14 protein-coding genes and 1 riboswitch are annotated in these 15929 nt (G+C 41.2%); of the genes, 9 read left to right on the forward strand and 5 right to left on the reverse strand.

What is annotated here, in order from left to right:
* Positions 1-49: 49 nt before the first annotated feature.
* From M1F05_RS05255 to M1F05_RS05280, 6 genes are all read left to right on the forward strand, one after another.
* The gene (locus M1F05_RS05255; RefSeq protein WP_206085338.1) at positions 50-2719 is read left to right on the forward strand and encodes a TonB-dependent hemoglobin/transferrin/lactoferrin family receptor; all 2670 of its coding nucleotides are present in this window, start codon (positions 50-52) and stop codon (positions 2717-2719) included.
* Between the two features lie 401 nt (positions 2720-3120).
* Positions 3121-3261: riboswitch (molybdenum cofactor riboswitch) on the forward strand.
* Positions 3251-4231: a GTP 3',8-cyclase MoaA gene (moaA, locus tag M1F05_RS05260; RefSeq protein WP_206085340.1), complete on the forward strand. Its 981-nt coding sequence runs from the start codon at positions 3251-3253 to the stop codon at positions 4229-4231. Its footprint overlaps the riboswitch before it by 11 nt.
* A gap of 26 nt (positions 4232-4257) precedes the next feature.
* Entirely contained in the window at positions 4258-4734 is a 477-nt protein-coding gene (moaC, locus tag M1F05_RS05265) for a cyclic pyranopterin monophosphate synthase MoaC (protein ID WP_206085341.1), read from the forward strand.
* Complete coding sequence (gene moaD, locus M1F05_RS05270; RefSeq protein WP_206085342.1) at positions 4734-4979, forward strand: molybdopterin synthase sulfur carrier subunit; 246 nt, start codon at positions 4734-4736, stop codon at positions 4977-4979. Before moaC ends, moaD begins: the two co-directional genes overlap by 1 nt.
* A 2-nt stretch (positions 4980-4981) precedes the next feature.
* A complete protein-coding gene (moaE, locus tag M1F05_RS05275) occupies positions 4982-5434 on the forward strand; it encodes a molybdopterin synthase catalytic subunit MoaE (protein WP_206085343.1) in 453 nt (150 codons plus the stop codon).
* 134 nt (positions 5435-5568) lie between these two features.
* Entirely contained in the window at positions 5569-6276 is a 708-nt protein-coding gene (locus M1F05_RS05280; RefSeq protein ID WP_206085344.1) for a Bax inhibitor-1/YccA family protein, read from the forward strand.
* Between the two features lie 177 nt (positions 6277-6453).
* Here M1F05_RS05280 and M1F05_RS05285 read toward each other — a convergent pair whose 3' ends face one another.
* From M1F05_RS05285 to cecR, 5 genes are read right to left on the reverse strand one after another with little or no spacing between them, the layout of a single operon-like run.
* Positions 6454-7560, reverse strand: a complete 1107-nt coding sequence (locus tag M1F05_RS05285) for an ABC transporter permease (RefSeq protein WP_206085345.1) — start codon at positions 7558-7560, stop codon at positions 6454-6456.
* An 8-nt stretch (positions 7561-7568) separates the two neighbouring features.
* Complete coding sequence (locus M1F05_RS05290) at positions 7569-8708, reverse strand: ABC transporter permease (protein ID WP_206085346.1); 1140 nt, start codon at positions 8706-8708, stop codon at positions 7569-7571.
* The gene (locus M1F05_RS05295; RefSeq protein ID WP_206085347.1) at positions 8705-10444 is read right to left on the reverse strand and encodes an ATP-binding cassette domain-containing protein; all 1740 of its coding nucleotides are present in this window, start codon (positions 10442-10444) and stop codon (positions 8705-8707) included. Before M1F05_RS05295 ends, M1F05_RS05290 begins: the two co-directional genes overlap by 4 nt.
* A gap of 9 nt (positions 10445-10453) precedes the next feature.
* Entirely contained in the window at positions 10454-11449 is a 996-nt protein-coding gene (gene hlyD, locus M1F05_RS05300) for a secretion protein HlyD (protein ID WP_206085348.1), read from the reverse strand.
* 54 nt (positions 11450-11503) lie between these two features.
* Positions 11504-12202, reverse strand: coding sequence for a transcriptional regulator CecR (gene cecR, locus M1F05_RS05305; RefSeq protein ID WP_206085349.1), 699 nt, complete (start codon positions 12200-12202; stop codon positions 11504-11506).
* Between the two features lie 281 nt (positions 12203-12483).
* Here cecR and rhlE point away from each other — a divergent pair, with 281 nt between their 5' ends.
* The 3 genes from rhlE to alsE all read left to right on the forward strand — a co-directional run bounded on the left by rhlE (position 12484) and on the right by alsE (position 15921).
* Positions 12484-13824 carry an ATP-dependent RNA helicase RhlE gene (gene rhlE, locus M1F05_RS05310; protein ID WP_206085350.1) on the forward strand — a complete coding sequence of 447 codons (1341 nt, stop codon included), beginning with the start codon at positions 12484-12486 and terminating at the stop codon, positions 13822-13824.
* A 522-nt stretch (positions 13825-14346) separates the two neighbouring features.
* Positions 14347-15156: a DeoR/GlpR family DNA-binding transcription regulator gene (locus tag M1F05_RS05315; RefSeq protein WP_206085351.1), complete on the forward strand. Its 810-nt coding sequence runs from the start codon at positions 14347-14349 to the stop codon at positions 15154-15156.
* Positions 15157-15240: 84 nt separating this feature from the next.
* A complete protein-coding gene (gene alsE / locus M1F05_RS05320; protein WP_206085352.1) occupies positions 15241-15921 on the forward strand; it encodes a D-allulose 6-phosphate 3-epimerase in 681 nt (226 codons plus the stop codon).
* Positions 15922-15929 lie beyond the last annotated feature (8 nt).

The raw sequence follows: 15929 nt of genomic DNA on the forward strand, positions 1-15929 counted from the left end.
ACCTAAGTGATTATGATTTTTATTACCATTATCATTTTAGGAATGGGAAATGACTCAAAAAAAGCACCAATATAAAACAGCCACACTCTGTGTTTACCTTGTATTAGGAGCACTACCTGCATATTCATTATTTAACATTGCTCATGCCAGTCAATCAATAACTGCAACCCAACAGAAAATTTCATTTTCGATTGGAGCAGGATCGCTTGAGAACGCATTGTTGCAATTTGCCCAACAGGCAAAAGTTGAAATCATTATTAATAGCCAAGAAATGAACGGCTTAAAAAGCCAAGGCATCAAAGGGCAGTTAACCTTGCAAGAAGGATTGCAGCAACTTGTTGGCGAAAATCCAGTTCAGGTCCAAATACACAATAATCGTATTTCTATTCATCGGGTAATTAATTCCTCCACAAGTGAAAACGTCATTAAGTTAGATAATATTACGGTGACAGCAAGCCAAATACAGCAAGGAGATTGGGTCTACAGTAGTCCCTCATCGGTGAGTGTGATCAGTAAAAAACAAATTGAAGACAGGCCACCGAAGCATATTGCTGACGTACTAGAGCTTACCACAGGCGTGTATTCCAGTGTCAGCCAGCAAGACCCGTCGCTATCAGTGAATATTCGTGGGATCCAAGATTATGGGCGTGTGAACATGAATATTGATGGAATGCGGCAAAACTTCCAAAAAAGCGGCCATGGGCAGCGTAACGGCTCAATGTATATTGATTCTGAGTTGCTATCTGGCGTTGAAATTCAAAAAGGAAACAATAGTGGTATGGGGAGTGGGGGAACGCTTGGCGGAGTTGCCACATTTAATACGGTAAATGCATCTGATTTTTTATCGAAAGATAAGACATTTGGTGGAAAATTACATGCCAGTACAGGGACGAATAATACTCATTTTATCGGTAGTAGCGCATTTGCCTTGGGAAATGAAAAGGGGGATTTACTGTTTGCTGCCAGTGAACGCCGCTTAGGTGACTATAAACCAGGGACGCACGGGAGTATTGGCGACATTCGCATCAACAATGATGCAGGGCATTATGACGAATTAGTGCGTGGTTTAAAACATACCCGAATTAACGATAGCAATTACCAGATGACCTCATATTTGGCGAAAGCAGGTTGGAATCTCAGTGAGTCACAACGCTTACAATTCAATTATTTAGAAACCAAAGTAGCGACACCTAATGCAGGTACATTAACTAATTTGGCGCAAACGTGGCCATATAAACTTGGATGGAAAAGTAGTGGGTTTAGTGATGTGACAACCCAGAACTATTCCCTTGATTATACGCAGTTTAGTGGCAGTCCATGGAGTACAGAATTTAAAGGGAAAGTGTATTTTGTTGATACGAAAGATGACACTGAAACTTATTCAACGAGCCAAATTTTTAATAATGGCTATCAGATGGATACTCGGGTTAAAACATTCGGGGTGCAACTCGAAAATCATTCAGAGATTGAATTTAATCATAATAATTTATTAAAAGCGCATTATGGTTTTGAAACTTTCCAAGATAAAGCTAGCAGCACCTCAACACGAGAAGCCGCATCAGGCGTAACACCAGATGGAAAACGTACGTTGAGCTCATTGTTTACTAATTTAACTTACGAATATGACGATTGGTTAACATTGGAAGGGGGAATGCGTTACGACTACTATACCCTCAAAGGGCAAACCAGCATGCGTTATGCCATCTTCCCTTATACAAAGGAAAATCCATGCACAGGTAGACGGTTACGTGATTGCCCAAGCACGCTGTATACAGAACATTGGAATGTTGATAAATCGGAAGGGGCGTTTTCACCTAATGCTCGTCTGGCTATTCGCCCAGGTGTCGAGTGGATGGAGTTCTTTACCAGTTATGGTCGTTCTTGGCGTCCACCTGCGATTACCGAAACACTCACCACTGGCAGCGCTCACAGTTCTTCAACACAGTTTCCTAACCCGTTTTTAAAAGCAGAACGCTCAAATGCGTGGGAAATCGGGGTGAATCTGAATTACCCCCAACTGATGCTTGAAGAGGATCGATTATTGGCTAAAGTGGCTTATTTTGACACGCGGGTTGATAACTATATCAACCTTGCGATTAACCGAACTAAGCCGGGATTGGTTAACCCAAGTATGGGGAATGCTGCGTACAGCAATAACTTAAATACGACACGTTTTAGAGGGTTTGAATACCAACTCAACTATGATGCAGGGTTTGTTTATGCAGATTTAACCTTCACCCATATGATTGGTAAAAACACATTCTGTGCTAACCGTGCGTGGTTAGGTGGCGTCTTGAAATTCCCAGAAGGTATTGGCCCTGGTAATTGGTATGCAGAGCCCGATGAGCAAGCAGACAATTATGTTAACTGCGATAGCGGCTCCATCTTTGGTAGTGCAGCAAATCTGCCAGGTGATAGAGGTTCATTCACACTCGGTGGACGTGCTTTTGATAGAAAACTGGATGGCGGAATGGTTATCCGTTTCACACCAGGTTTCCAAGACTATTCTGCACAAACCAATTACCCTTATTTAGCGGACTGGCCGAAATATACCCTCGTCGATTTATACGCAAGTTATTCAATTACGGATAATTTAATTATTCGCGGTAACGTGGAGAACTTAACCAATCGGGCCTATGTGGTGAGCTACGGGGAGAGCTTAGCGAATACATTAGGTCGTGGAAGGACGATATCTGGTGGGGTTGAGTTCCGTTTCTAAATACGTTCAATTACTTGGGGCAAATGCTTTCGTTTTTGATTGGGATAATGCTTAGCAAAGTATTGAGTGAAAAATACGAAGCGATTGGTAACGATATTTATAACGGAAACAATGAGATGGGGAGCTTGCTCCCCATTTTAGATCTACATCAAGAAATGTTTAATTAAATAATAAGAGATGTTAATCATTTAAAGTGAAATTGTATCTTTGGCTAGGCTCTTTTTAAGAAAATTGTCTATGATAATAAGAACTTCGGAGATTATCGCTAATGTTCTGTAAGTCGTTGTATATTATATTATATATCGAATTCAGGTTCGCTTTTTCATATTCTATACGCTAGAATCCTTACAGAAATTAAGTGAACAGAGTGGTTTGTTTTCGTTATTAAATTAGCGGCTTTGTTCCAAATAAAACTCCTAGCCTTTGCGTCTAAGTTTGTTTTCACAAATATGATGCTCTGGCCGTGGCCTTAGAGTCACCAGGGTGCAAGATAGAAATGTCTGCATCTCCCGTATTTGGAAAGGTGTGATTATGCAGCAACTCGTCGATCAATTTGACCGAAAATTTTACTATCTTCGGCTTTCTATAACAGATGTTTGCAACTTTCGTTGCACATACTGCCTGCCTAATGGTTATCAACCAAGTGGCCGCCATGAATTCCTCACTCTGGATGAAATTCGCCGTGTTAGCAGCGCATTCGCTGAATTAGGCACAGAAAAAGTGCGTATCACAGGCGGTGAACCTACCATGCGCAAAGATTTCAGTGAAATTATTGCCACCATTCATGAAAATGCAGCGATTAAAAAAATCGCAGTTACCACCAATGGTTATCGCATGGCGAGAGACGTTCAATCGTGGAAAGATGCAGGCCTGAATGCAATTAATGTCAGTGTGGATAGCTTAGACCCACGACAGTTTGCGGCAATCACTGGGCAAGACAAATTCTTCCAAGTGATGAAAGGGATTGATGCTGCCTTTGAGGCTGGCTTTGAAAAAGTGAAAGTCAACGCTGTGTTGATGAAAAATATCAACGACATTGGTCTGAAGTCATTCTTAAATTGGATTAAGCACCGCCCAATTCAACTGCGTTTTATTGAGTTAATGGAAACAGGGGATGGCAGTGATATTTTCCAACGTTTTCATGTTTCTGGCGAAACGATTCGCGACCGTTTAATTGAAGAAGGTTGGTATCGCCTTCCTCGTTCTCGCAATGACGGCCCTGCTCAGGTCTTTAGTCACCCAGATTACCAGGGTGAAATAGGCCTTATCATGCCGTATGAAAAAGACTTTTGTCAAAGCTGCAATCGCCTTCGTGTATCTTCTTTAGGTAATCTCCATTTGTGCCTGTTTGGTGAAAATGGCATTCCTCTACGTGATTTGTTAGGGGATGATAACCAAAATGAAGCGCTAAAAGCGCGGATACAGCGTGGTTTGCATCACAAACGCGAAACGCATTTTCTACATATGGGTGATAGCGGTATTACCCCTAATTTGTCCGTTATTGGCGGTTAATTCTTTTAAGATTTTCAGGAGAAACTATGTCCCAACTGACTCACCTCAATGCGTCGGGCGAGGCGCATATGGTTGATGTTTCAGCTAAAGCTGAAACTGTCCGTGAAGCTCGTGCAGAAGCTTATGTCACCATGAACCCCGAAACCTTAGCCATGATTGTTGATGGCAGTCACCATAAAGGGGATGTGTTTGCAACGGCACGTATTGCGGGCATCCAAGCCGCTAAAAATACATGGCAGTTAATTCCATTATGTCACCCTCTGTTGTTAACTAAAGTGGAGGTTGTTCTTGAAGCAGAACAAGCACATAGCCGTGTTCGCATCGAAACATGCTGCCGTCTAACGGGTAAAACTGGTGTGGAGATGGAAGCACTGACTGCAGCCTCGGTGGCGGCATTGACCATTTACGATATGTGCAAAGCGGTACAAAAAGACATGGTCATCGGCCCTGTTCGTTTGTTAGAAAAAACAGGCGGTAAATCTGGACATTTTAAGGTGGAATGATGATTACAGTATTATTTTTTGCACAAGTTCGCGAATTAGTGGGAACAGATAGACTTGAAATAACGGAAAAATATCAAACAGTTGAGTCTCTACGTCTTGCTTTGTCGCAAAAAGGTGATCGCTGGGCTTTGGCGTTAGAAAGCGGAAAATTACTGGCAGCAGTTAATCAATCATTTGTTTCCCTCGAACATTCACTGGTGGAAGGGGATGAAGTCGCCTTTTTCCCACCAGTAACAGGGGGATAATGATGGAAAATACCCATATTGCCGTCCAAACACACAACTTCAGTGTTGGTGAACAATATCAATGGCTTGCAGAGTGTGATAGCGATGGAGCCGTCGTGACTTTTACAGGTAAAGTTCGTAATCATAACCTTGGTGATACTGTTGCGGCCTTAACGCTTGAGCATTATCCAGGTATGACAGAAAAAGCCTTAGCAAACATTGTAGTAGAAGCAAGAGAACGTTGGCCTTTGCAGCGTGTGAGTGTGATTCATCGCATTGGTACTTTGCAGCTAGGTGAGGAAATTGTGTTTGTTGGGGTGACAAGTGCGCATCGCAACGCAGCATTTCAAGCCGCTGAGTTTATTATGGATTACTTAAAAACCAAAGCACCATTTTGGAAAAAAGAGACGTTGCCAGATAACGAACGCTGGGTTGAAGCGAAAGAAAGTGACGAAACGTCCGCAAGCCGCTGGTAATCGCACTTTTTCCTCCGAAAAATACGAATTTGCCGAATGGTAATGTCATAATAATGTGTTAGACTTTGGTTAATTTTCTCCGATTGCAGTATTTTTACTGTGTCGATTTTTATTTTAGCAAAAGGGTAACCATCATGGGTCAGTTTGATCAACGTAATGATTCTCTTGTCCAGAGGGCCGAAACTGGCGTTCAGGCATTTATGTCGCAAGTCTATGGTTGGATGACCGTCGGTTTGCTGTTGACAGCATTTGTAGCTTGGTATTCAGTCAGCAGTGGCTTGTATTACACCATTGCGACTAACAAAATTTTATTCTTCGGGATGATCATTGCTGAACTGGGTTTAGTGATGGGTATTTCCTTCTTACTGCAAAGAATTAGCGGAATGATGGCGACGGGCATGTTTATGCTCTATTCATTGTTAACGGGCTTAACTATTTCTGTCATTCTTGCCGCGTATACTGGTGAATCTGTCGCAGGTACCTTTGTTATCACTGCGGTCATGTTTGGTGCATTAAGCTTCTATGGCTACACCACTAAGCGTAGCTTAACAGGAATGGGTAACTTCCTGTTTATGGCGCTGATTGGTATCGTTGTGGCTTCCTTAGTTAACATCTGGCTACAAAGCTCAATGATGTACTGGGTGATCACTTACGGTGGTGTGTTACTGTTTGCTGCGTTAACGGCTTATGACACTCAAAAGCTGAAAGAAATGGGTGCTCAAATTAATGAAGATGACAGAGAAACAATGCGTAAATACTCCATTATGGGGGCGCTGTCTCTGTACTTAGACTTCATCAACTTGTTCCTAATGTTACTGCGTATCTTCGGTGACCGTCGCTAACAGCGAGTGAAACATTCATCACTAGAATGTTTTAGTGAATAAAATTCAAAACCCTTGTTACTTCGGTAGCAAGGGTTTTTTCATAGTAATCGTACTAAAAAATATAATTTTCTTATTATTTGAATGCCAAGCCTGAGTTTAATTAGGCAGCCAAATCGACAGATATTCATCATGGCATTAGGCAATTTTCTTTCTAAAGAGATAATACGCCGCAGAACTGGTGATAATAGCAATAATCAGCAATGGCCATAAACTTTGGAAAACCACTGAAAAATCTGCGTCTTTAAGGTAGATTTGTTTAGTGATTTCAGTGAAATGACGAATTGGGTTAACCCAAGTGATATCTTGTAGCCAAACGGGCATGTTCTCGACTGGGGATATATAACCAGAAAGCAGTACGGCAGGCATCATAAAGACAAACACCCCAATGAAGGCTTGTTGCTGCGTTGAGCACAGCGCTGAAATTAACAAGCCAAAACCCACTAGCGATAGACCATAAAATATCATAGTGGCGTAGAACAGCAGCAGTGAACCTGCAAATGGAATCTGATAACAAAAAATCCCGATAACTAACACAAGGCTTGCTTGGGCTGTCGCCACAATTAATGCAGGCACAGCCTTACCAATAAAAATCTGCCATGTTGTTAATGGGGAAACCAGGAGTTGATCTAGCGTCCCTTGCTCCCGTTCTCGCGCAATGGAAAGGGAGGTCACAATCAGCACGCCAATCGTGGTAATCAGCGCCACCAAAGAGGGCACAATAAACCACTTATAATCTAAGTTTGGGTTGTACCAATTACGAATAACCAACTCACTATTATTGGGTTTGATTTGGTTTTGTGTTAACTCTTGTTGATATTGCATCACAATCTGTTCGACATAATTTGCCGCAATTTGTGAACTGTTTGAGTTGCGACCATCAAGTAACAGCAGCATATTAGCAGGAGTATGTGAGGCGATATCTGCGCTAAAGTTTTGGCTAAAACGCACGGCTAACAGTGCTTTACGGTTATCGAGTGTGTCGCGAACTTCATGTTCACTTTTGACGAGCAACACGTGGGAAAATGCACTGGCTTTGGCTAACCGCTGGGTAAGTTCAACAGAATGTTTGCCGCCATCTTGGTCAAAAATTGCAATGGTGGTATTTGTGACTTCTAGTGTTGCCGCAAGTGGGAACAAAATCATTTGGAAAATCACAGGTAAAATCAAAATAATTCGAGTTTGTGGCTCTTGTAATAATGATTGTAACTCTTTCATAATTAAGGTGTATAAGCGATAAAGCATAGTGCACCTCAATCCAGTCGACGGCGAGTTTTCAGCGCCGTTAGGCCAATAAATAAGATTGCTGATGCAACCAATAATAAGAAATCGATCAGTAAAACCCAGTAAATATCCCCTGCAAGGAACAACGTTTGCAAGCTGCTGACAAAGTAACGTGCGGGGATAAAATAAGTTACCCACTGAATGATGGCTGGCATGCTATCAATCTCAAAAATAAATCCAGACAGCATAATTGCAGGTAAAAATGCGGCATTTAATGCTACCATTGCTGCATTAAATTGGTTGCGGGTAATGGTGGATATTAATAGCCCCATGCCAAGGGCCGTAGCAAGATATAGGCTCGTGATAACAAACAGCACCAATAATGACCCGCGGTATGGTACGCCCAGAACAAAGGTTGTAACGAGCATGCAAAGTACCATTACAAAAGAGCCAAGAACTTGGTAAGGTAATAATTTTGAGAGTAATAATTCAGTGCGAGTGATTTGGGTTGAAAGTAAGGCTTCCATTGTGCCGCGTTCCCACTCCCTGGCAATAACCAGTGATGTTAAAATTGCGCCAACCACAGTGATAATAATGCTAATTGCTCCTGGAATAATAAAATGTTGGCTTATTGCTGCCTCATTAAACCAGTAACGCATATTGAGCTCGATTAATGGCGAAACTGTGTTTGCCCGGTTTTCACTTTGTTGCTGCTGCCATATTTGCCAGACACCTTTGGTGTAGGCTTGAACAAAGTTTGCGGTGTTTGGTTCGCTCCCATCGGTAATAATTTGTATCGCTGCATGTCCTTCAGGTTGCAGCAATTGTGCTGAAAAATTCACTGGGATCACGATAATTCCACGAATTTCACCTGCTTGCATTTTGTCGATTAACGCTTTTCGGTTATCACTGATAGTGGCGTCAACAAAAGGAGAGCCCGTAAAGGTATCAACGAGCTCTCGTGCAGGCTGGCTTTGTTGCTCCATTAAAATGCCAAGACGCAATTTACTTGAGTCTAAGTTAATGCCGTAACCAAAAATAAATAGCAGCATCAATGGGATAAGTACTGCAATTAGAGCACTACTGGGGTCGCGTACTATTTGCTTGGTTTCTTTCCAGCACAAGGCTTTTAGCCGACGCCATGAAAAAGAAGAGGCGGCATGATTCATTTAGCCTCCTGTTGTTTGTCGTAATTCATTATAAGTTCGATAAATGCATCTTCCATGGAGGGGTCTGGGTTATCACGAGTAGCAACTTGTTGTTTTAGCTCGTCAGGTGTGCCAGCTGCGATAATTTTACCATGGTAAACAAGCCCTATTCGGTCGCAATATTCTGCTTCATCCATAAAATGTGTGGTGACCATCACGGTCACGCCTTTATCCACCATCCCATTGATATGTAGCCAAAATTCACGACGAGTTAATGGGTCGACGCCTGAAGTGGGTTCATCCAAAAATAAAATATCGGGCTCATGCATGAGTGAGCAGGCAAGGGCAAGGCGCTGTTTATAACCCAAAGGAAGGGAGTCTGTAATTTGATTGATAATTGGCTTGAAGCTAAAGGCATCCACCATTTCTTGGATCTTAGCCGACTGTTTTTTATGATGTAATCCATAAACTCCCGAAAAAAACTTTAGGTTTTGCCCCACTTTTAGATTCCCATAGAGGGAAAATTTCTGTGCCATATAACCAAGGTGCTGCCTGGCTTTATTTGAGCTAGTTTTTAAATCCATACCCAGCACTAAAGCATGTCCCTCAGTGGGCTTCATCAGGGCGCACATCATTTTAAAGGTTGTCGATTTTCCTGCGCCATTGGGGCCTAACAGCCCAAAAATTTCACCGCGTTTGACTTGAAAATTGACGTGATCTGTCGCTGCAAAATCCCCAAATTTTTTGGTGAGATTACGCGCTTCAATCACCGTTTCCTGAGGGTTTGGTGGAATTTGTGGCACAATGGCGGCTAACTCTGAACGGTGAGAAGGGCCGCCGCCAAGAAGGTCAATGAACGCATCTTCAAATCGAGGTTGTGCGGTAATTAGCTTGTTTTCTTGCATATTGAGCGCACTTAACAGACTTTCTTGAGATGCGCCAGGCTTTAGAATCAAGCGAACATAGCGGCCTTGGATAACGCCATCTGTCGTTTCAGGAAGCACTAATGCATTTTGTAATACAGTGCGCTTTTGTGCAGCTGGAACCTCAAGTAAATAGGAGCGCCCCGCCATTTTTTGTGTTAATAACTCAGGTTTGCCAGAATAGAGTAATTGCCCTTTATTAAGAAGCAGTACCTCTTTACATTGTTGGGCTTCATCAAGATATGAAGTGCTCCATAATATTAACATTCCATCATCGGCAAGGGTGTGAACCATCTGCCAAAGTTCACGCCTTGCAATAGGGTCAACGCCAACGCCTGGCTCATCCAATAATAACACTTTGGGCTTACCAAGCAGTGTACAGGCTAAACCTAGCTTTTGTTTCATTCCACCTGAAAGTTTGCCTGCAAGGCGTTGCGTAAAAGGAGCAAGGTTAGTGAATGACAGCAACTGTTGATAGGTTTTTTCGCGCTCTTCGCCAATAACACTGCGCAAATCTGCGTATAAGTCCAAATTCTCTTGAACCGTTAAATCCTCATACAAACCAAACTTTTGAGGCATATAGCCGAGGTTTGCACGCACTGCAATACTGTCTTGAATAGGGTCTAACCCCATCACACGAATATGCCCAGCATCAGGTTTGAGTAGCCCTGCGAGCATACGCATTAATGTCGTTTTTCCTGCGCCATCAGGACCAACTAACCCTGTGACAGACCCACCGTTGATATCCATTGTGAGACTTTCAACTGCAGGAGAATCTAAGCCGTTAAAGCTTTTTTCGACGCCTTTAAGACTGATGCTGTAATCATCACTCATGACTATTCTTTACTTCTTGTTATTTGCAAAGTAAATGGTGACAGGCATGCCTTGGCGTAAAGCATCATCTGCATCATCAACAATAATACGTAAACGATAAACCAAATCGGTTCTTAAATCAGGTGTTTGTACACTTTTAGGCGTAAATTCAGCCGTTGGAGAAACAAAGCCAATTGTGCCATGGTATGGTTGATTAGGGCGGCTATCTGTATAGAGGGTAACTTGCGATCCAGGAACAGCGTTGCCAAGGTGTGGTTCACTGATATAAGCGCGTACCCAAACTGGGTGAGTGAGGGTAACACTAAAAATACTGTTTCCTGCACCAACATTAGTGCCTGGTTCAATGGCGCGGGTTAAAATAGTGCCATTGGATGGGGCAATTAGCACGGTGTCTTGTAAATCTAGCTCAGCCTGAGCAACAGCAGCTTCTGCTTGTAACCATTCCCCTCTAGCCGCCGCAATTTCTTCTTGGCGGAAGCCACTTTGGTATTGATTCAATTTGTCTTGGGCGGCTTGAAGAGCTGCAAAAGCTTGATTGCGGTTATTTTTTGCATTATCGAGATCATTGGCAGAAATGACACGAGAAGCTGCTAGGCCTTGTTGGCGTTTATAAAAGTTATCTGCATATTGCCAAGCCGCTTGCCGTTGGGCAACTTCAGCTTCAACTTGGGCAATTTCTTGGGTGCGGTAGCCACTTTCTTTTAGCATTAATTGGGCTTTGGCGCTTTCTCGCACACCTTTAGCTTTATTTAAAGCATTAATGTAAGGCGCATCATCTAATTGACCAAGTTTATCACCGATCGCAATGCGCGCGCCCTCATCAACAGTTAAGGACACGAGCTTGCCAGGTACTCTGAAACTTAAGTTAACCGTTCGTACATCAACATTGCCATATAACGTTAATGTTTTATCTTGTTGAGATTGATAGTAATAATAACCAGAAACTGCAGCACCGATTAATATAACAATAATAAAAACAAAAATAGAACGGCTTTTATTGTTCATCGTTCACCCTAGTTAATCGACAAGAAATGATTCCACTTTAATCAATTAATCATATCACTTTTCAATTTGTTTGCGATGACGTAATCCCGCTAATAATATATTTGTGTGTTCAATAAGAACTTGATTAATAATTTTAAATTCATTTTCATTGATATGTTTCCACCCCGTTTGGCGTAATAAGGTTTCACGAGCGATACGAAATGACAACGTTTCACCTAAAATGGCGTGGGTATGAATAAGTGTTGTGAGGTGATTGGGGTCAGCCCCGATATAAACAGCAATTAAGCGGTTTAAACGAGAATGGATAGGGCCTAAAGCTTGCTCATGAATAATGGTATAAGCTTCGGTGGGGTTAAGTTGTTCTCGCGCTAAAATACGAGAAAAACTTAAGTTTTTCTTTTCAAGCTGAAAGTAATTATACGTTACCACTGTTTTTTGTAACAAATCGAGTGCTTCTTGGGGCGTTTTTTCATTAGCGGATTGATTTAAAAAGCGATCAATGGCAAGAAATACATCATGGAAACTGTCTTTAATATTTTTTGCAATCATCTTCGCGACAGCTAAATAAAGCCCTTCTTTAGAGCCAAAATAGTAGGAAATTGCGGCGATATTTTGCCCTGATGCTTGCGCAATCTTGCGGGTGGTTGCCCCATCAAGCCCTTGTTCTCCATAAACATCCGCAGCTGTAAGTAGTAGTTGTAACTTTGCGTTTTCTCCCCGCAAGGTTGGTGACGAATTTATATTCATAAACATTCCTTTAAATCAGAATTAAATCATACTTTATAAGCTCTAAGTGGCTCTTTATGTTTAAAAGGGGTCATAAACGACAACTCATAGTGTTGTATAAGTATATATACTATATAGAGGGAATTTTATATTAATTTATTACCCAAACTAAATTAATATATTTATCACCATCAAATAATGTTAGAATTTTGCAATGTCGCACGGCAGTTTGCGCTTTTTTCTTCTGACTCACTTCCCCCAGAACTGCCACAATCAATTTGAAGCGGTGAAGCTCGGAGTAATTTAATTTGACAACTTTTTCAGACCTCGCGTTAAACGAGGAAATTTTGCTTGCCATTAATGAGTTAGGCTATGAAAGTCCAACGCCTATTCAACAACAAGCTATCCCCGCAGTGCTTGCAGGAAACGACCTTCTTGCGAGTGCACAAACTGGAACAGGTAAAACAGCAGGCTTTACACTGCCTATTTTACAAAAGCTGGTTTCTAACCCTCGCGGTAATAATCGTCGACCAATCCGTGCACTCATTTTGACGCCAACGAGGGAGCTTGCGGCTCAAGTTGCTGAAAATGTAAAAGAATATAGCCGTCACTTGCGTATTCGTTCATTTGTTGTTTTTGGTGGTGTGAGTATCAATCCGCAGATGATGAAATTGCGTGGTGGGGTAGATATTTTAATTGCTACGCCAGGCCGTTTATTGGATTTAGAGCACCAAAATGCGGTTGATCTTTCTCAGGTCGAAATGTTTGTATTGGATGAAGCTGACCGCATGTTGGATATGGGCTTTATTCACGATATTCGCCGTGTTATCAATAAATTACCGAAAAAACGCCAAAATTTATTGTTTTCAGCAACCTTTTCGGATGACATTAAACAGCTAGCAAACAAGTTACTGAATAATCCCGTAACTATTGAAGTTGCCCCTCGAAATTCAGCATCTGAGCAAATAACGCAATACGTTCATTTAGTGGATAAAAAGCGTAAAGCTGAGTTACTGTCATTTATGATTGGTCGTGATGACTGGCAGCAAGTTCTTGTTTTTACAAGAACAAAACACGGAGCAAACCGTTTAGCTGAACATTTGAATAAAGATGGTATTAAAGCGGCGGCTATCCATGGTAATAAGAGCCAAGGTGCACGAACACGCGCTTTAGCGGACTTTAAATCAGGGGATATCCGTGTTTTAGTGGCAACTGATATTGCTGCTCGCGGCCTCGATATTGAGCAGCTGCCTTATGTGGTGAACTTTGAATTACCTAATGTTGCAGAGGATTACGTTCACCGTATCGGCCGTACTGGCCGCGCAGATGCAACTGGTATGGCGGTATCATTAGTGTGTATTGATGAGGCTAAACTGCTTAAAGATATTGAAAAACTGCTGAAAAAATCGATCCCATTGATGGCGATTGACGGTTATGAACCCGATCCATCTATTAAAGCAGAGCCGATTCAAAAAACACCACAGCGCAATGAACGCCGCTCTGGTGATAGAAACCATGGCAACAATACTAAGTCTCCACGTCGTAGTCATTCACCAGCTGCGAAAGCCGGTGGTAACAGAGGTTCAGCATCTACATCACCGTGGAAAAGTGCCCAGAAAAAAGTGAGTCAAGGGCGTAAGGATAGCTAGTTACATCAAAAAATGATGTGGCTATTAGTAACATAATGAGTGCACTAAATTTTAAGGGAGTAAGGCTTGGCTTTATTCCCTTAAAATTCACCTTTTATTCTATTGTTTAAACCAATCATTTGATTGATGCCAATCTTCCCAGCTTAATATTAATTTCAGCACGATACTATCTCAGTGATCATCAAATTGAGATGTACAGCATAAGATAACAATATTTTCACAAAATCCCTTTCAAATTTTAATAAAACAAATTAATTTCATCAGTGAATTATCAAAACGGGCATAAACGGGTTTATGCGGGTAAATACGGGCTTTTGTATTTTTCTTTGTATTTGCCCGTATTTGACCGATATGCAAACTATTAAGCGATACAGCATCGCTAAGTTAGGGGGAATTTGTGTTTTCTGAGAGAAAAATCACAGAAAATGGCTTTTTCCCCTGATCCTAACGTTATGAGAAAAACGGCTCAGTAATCATGAATTGATACGGCTATACTCATCACCATATTGAAAGGGGACAAATATGCTACAACTCGAAAGACATAATGCTATTGTTGCCCTCATTCAAGAACATGGTGCAATGCGTGTTAATGATTTGGCCGAGCGTCTACAGGTATCTCGGGAGACGGTGCGGCGAGATTTAACAGACCTTGAACATCAAGGAATGGTGAATCGAAGCCATGGTGGGGCGTTGTTATCAAATAAGCTAAAAACGTCGTTGATACCCTATTATGCACCTCAAGAAATGCCACCTTCAGTAAAACAAGGCGCATTTCGAGTTCGAACGGCGTTAAATATAGAAAATAAAACACGCATGGCGAAAGTTGCGTTGGATTTTATTCAACCACAGCAAATTATTTTATTAGATGGTAGCAGCAGCAGTTGGTTCTTAGCTAGGCAACTTCCTGAGTTTGAATTAACAGTTGTAACGCCTTCTGTTGCGATTATTCAAACGCTGATGCCGCGGACATCGACGCGTGTCGTCGGGTTAGGTGGGGAATTTTCTGTTGCAGAAGAAGCTTTTTTTGGTGAAACGACAATCAAACAAATTAATGAACAGAATGTCGATACACTATTTTTTTCCTGTCAAGGAATTGATAGAGACAGAGGCATTTATGCGGATAGTGAAGCTCATGCAGCACTCCTTAGGCAAATGTTTTTAATATCGCGTCGAATTATTTTATTAGTTGACCAAAGTAAGTTTGGAAAGATAGGAACAGCTCGAGTTTGTGGATTTGGTGATATTGATCTATTAATTACTGAAAAATTTGATGACCCATTATTCCAAAAAGAAATGACGTGGCATAACGTTAAAGTTATTACGATTAATTAAACTTATAATTAAATAATAAAACTCTGAATTTATATATGTCAGAGGCAGCATTGTATTAAATAAAATATTTATTAGGATGAAAAGATGAAATACTTAATTTCACCGTCTTTAATGTGTATCGATATGATGAAAGTATCTGAGCAATTATCATTTTTAAATGATAATGCGGATATGCTGCATGTGGATATAATGGATGGGCATTATGTCAAGAACTTGGCATTGTCAGTTGATTTTATTCGACAAATCAAACCTTATACACAGCTACCCATTGATGTTCACCTCATGGTAGAACACCCAATGGATTTTATTGATGATTTAATTTCTGTTGGAACTGACAGTATTTCTTTGCATGCGGAAATTATAAGTTCATATGCATTTAGAGTGATTAGTCATATTCGTAATAAGGGCAAAAAAGTTGGGATTGTTTTAAATCCTGCGACAAGTATTGAGGTGTTAAATCCTTATATTCATTTAATTGATAAAGTAACTGTGATGACGGTTGATCCAGGTTATGCAGGGCAAGCGTTTATTCCCGAAATGGTAGAAAAAATCTATGCTTTGAATCAGAAAAAAGCAGAAGGGAATTATTCTTTCTTAATTGAGGTTGATGGTTCTTGTAATAAAAATACGTATAAAGCCTTATTAAAAGCAGGTGGGCAAGTTTTAATTATGGGAAGTAGTGGGTTATTTAAAAAAGGTATTCCGCTATCTGAAACGTGGCAAACGATGCAAGAAGATATTCTCACCTCACTGAATTATGCTTAGTTTTAAGG

This window comes from Providencia sp. PROV252 (assembly GCF_033676005.1).
GTDB classification, from domain to species: domain Bacteria; phylum Pseudomonadota; class Gammaproteobacteria; order Enterobacterales; family Enterobacteriaceae; genus Providencia; species Providencia vermicola.

What these genes read in the sequence shown, in the direction of transcription:
- cecR (WP_206085349.1), bottom strand. Translation starts at nt 12,202, where the DNA reads ATGTTTATGAATATAAATTCGTCACCAACCTTGCGGGGAGAAAACGCA.
- hlyD (WP_206085348.1), bottom strand. Translation starts at nt 11,449, where the DNA reads ATGAACAATAAAAGCCGTTCTATTTTTGTTTTTATTATTGTTATATTA.
- M1F05_RS05255 (WP_206085338.1), top strand. Translation starts at nt 50, where the DNA reads ATGACTCAAAAAAAGCACCAATATAAAACAGCCACACTCTGTGTTTAC.
- moaC (WP_206085341.1), top strand. Translation starts at nt 4,258, where the DNA reads ATGTCCCAACTGACTCACCTCAATGCGTCGGGCGAGGCGCATATGGTT.
- moaE (WP_206085343.1), top strand. Translation starts at nt 4,982, where the DNA reads ATGGAAAATACCCATATTGCCGTCCAAACACACAACTTCAGTGTTGGT.
- M1F05_RS05285 (WP_206085345.1), bottom strand. Translation starts at nt 7,560, where the DNA reads ATGCTTTATCGCTTATACACCTTAATTATGAAAGAGTTACAATCATTA.
- M1F05_RS05315 (WP_206085351.1), top strand. Translation starts at nt 14,347, where the DNA reads ATGCTACAACTCGAAAGACATAATGCTATTGTTGCCCTCATTCAAGAA.
- alsE (WP_206085352.1), top strand. Translation starts at nt 15,241, where the DNA reads ATGAAATACTTAATTTCACCGTCTTTAATGTGTATCGATATGATGAAA.
- moaA (WP_206085340.1), top strand. Translation starts at nt 3,251, where the DNA reads ATGCAGCAACTCGTCGATCAATTTGACCGAAAATTTTACTATCTTCGG.
- moaD (WP_206085342.1), top strand. Translation starts at nt 4,734, where the DNA reads ATGATTACAGTATTATTTTTTGCACAAGTTCGCGAATTAGTGGGAACA.
- M1F05_RS05295 (WP_206085347.1), bottom strand. Translation starts at nt 10,444, where the DNA reads ATGAGTGATGATTACAGCATCAGTCTTAAAGGCGTCGAAAAAAGCTTT.
- M1F05_RS05280 (WP_206085344.1), top strand. Translation starts at nt 5,569, where the DNA reads ATGGGTCAGTTTGATCAACGTAATGATTCTCTTGTCCAGAGGGCCGAA.
- M1F05_RS05290 (WP_206085346.1), bottom strand. Translation starts at nt 8,708, where the DNA reads ATGAATCATGCCGCCTCTTCTTTTTCATGGCGTCGGCTAAAAGCCTTG.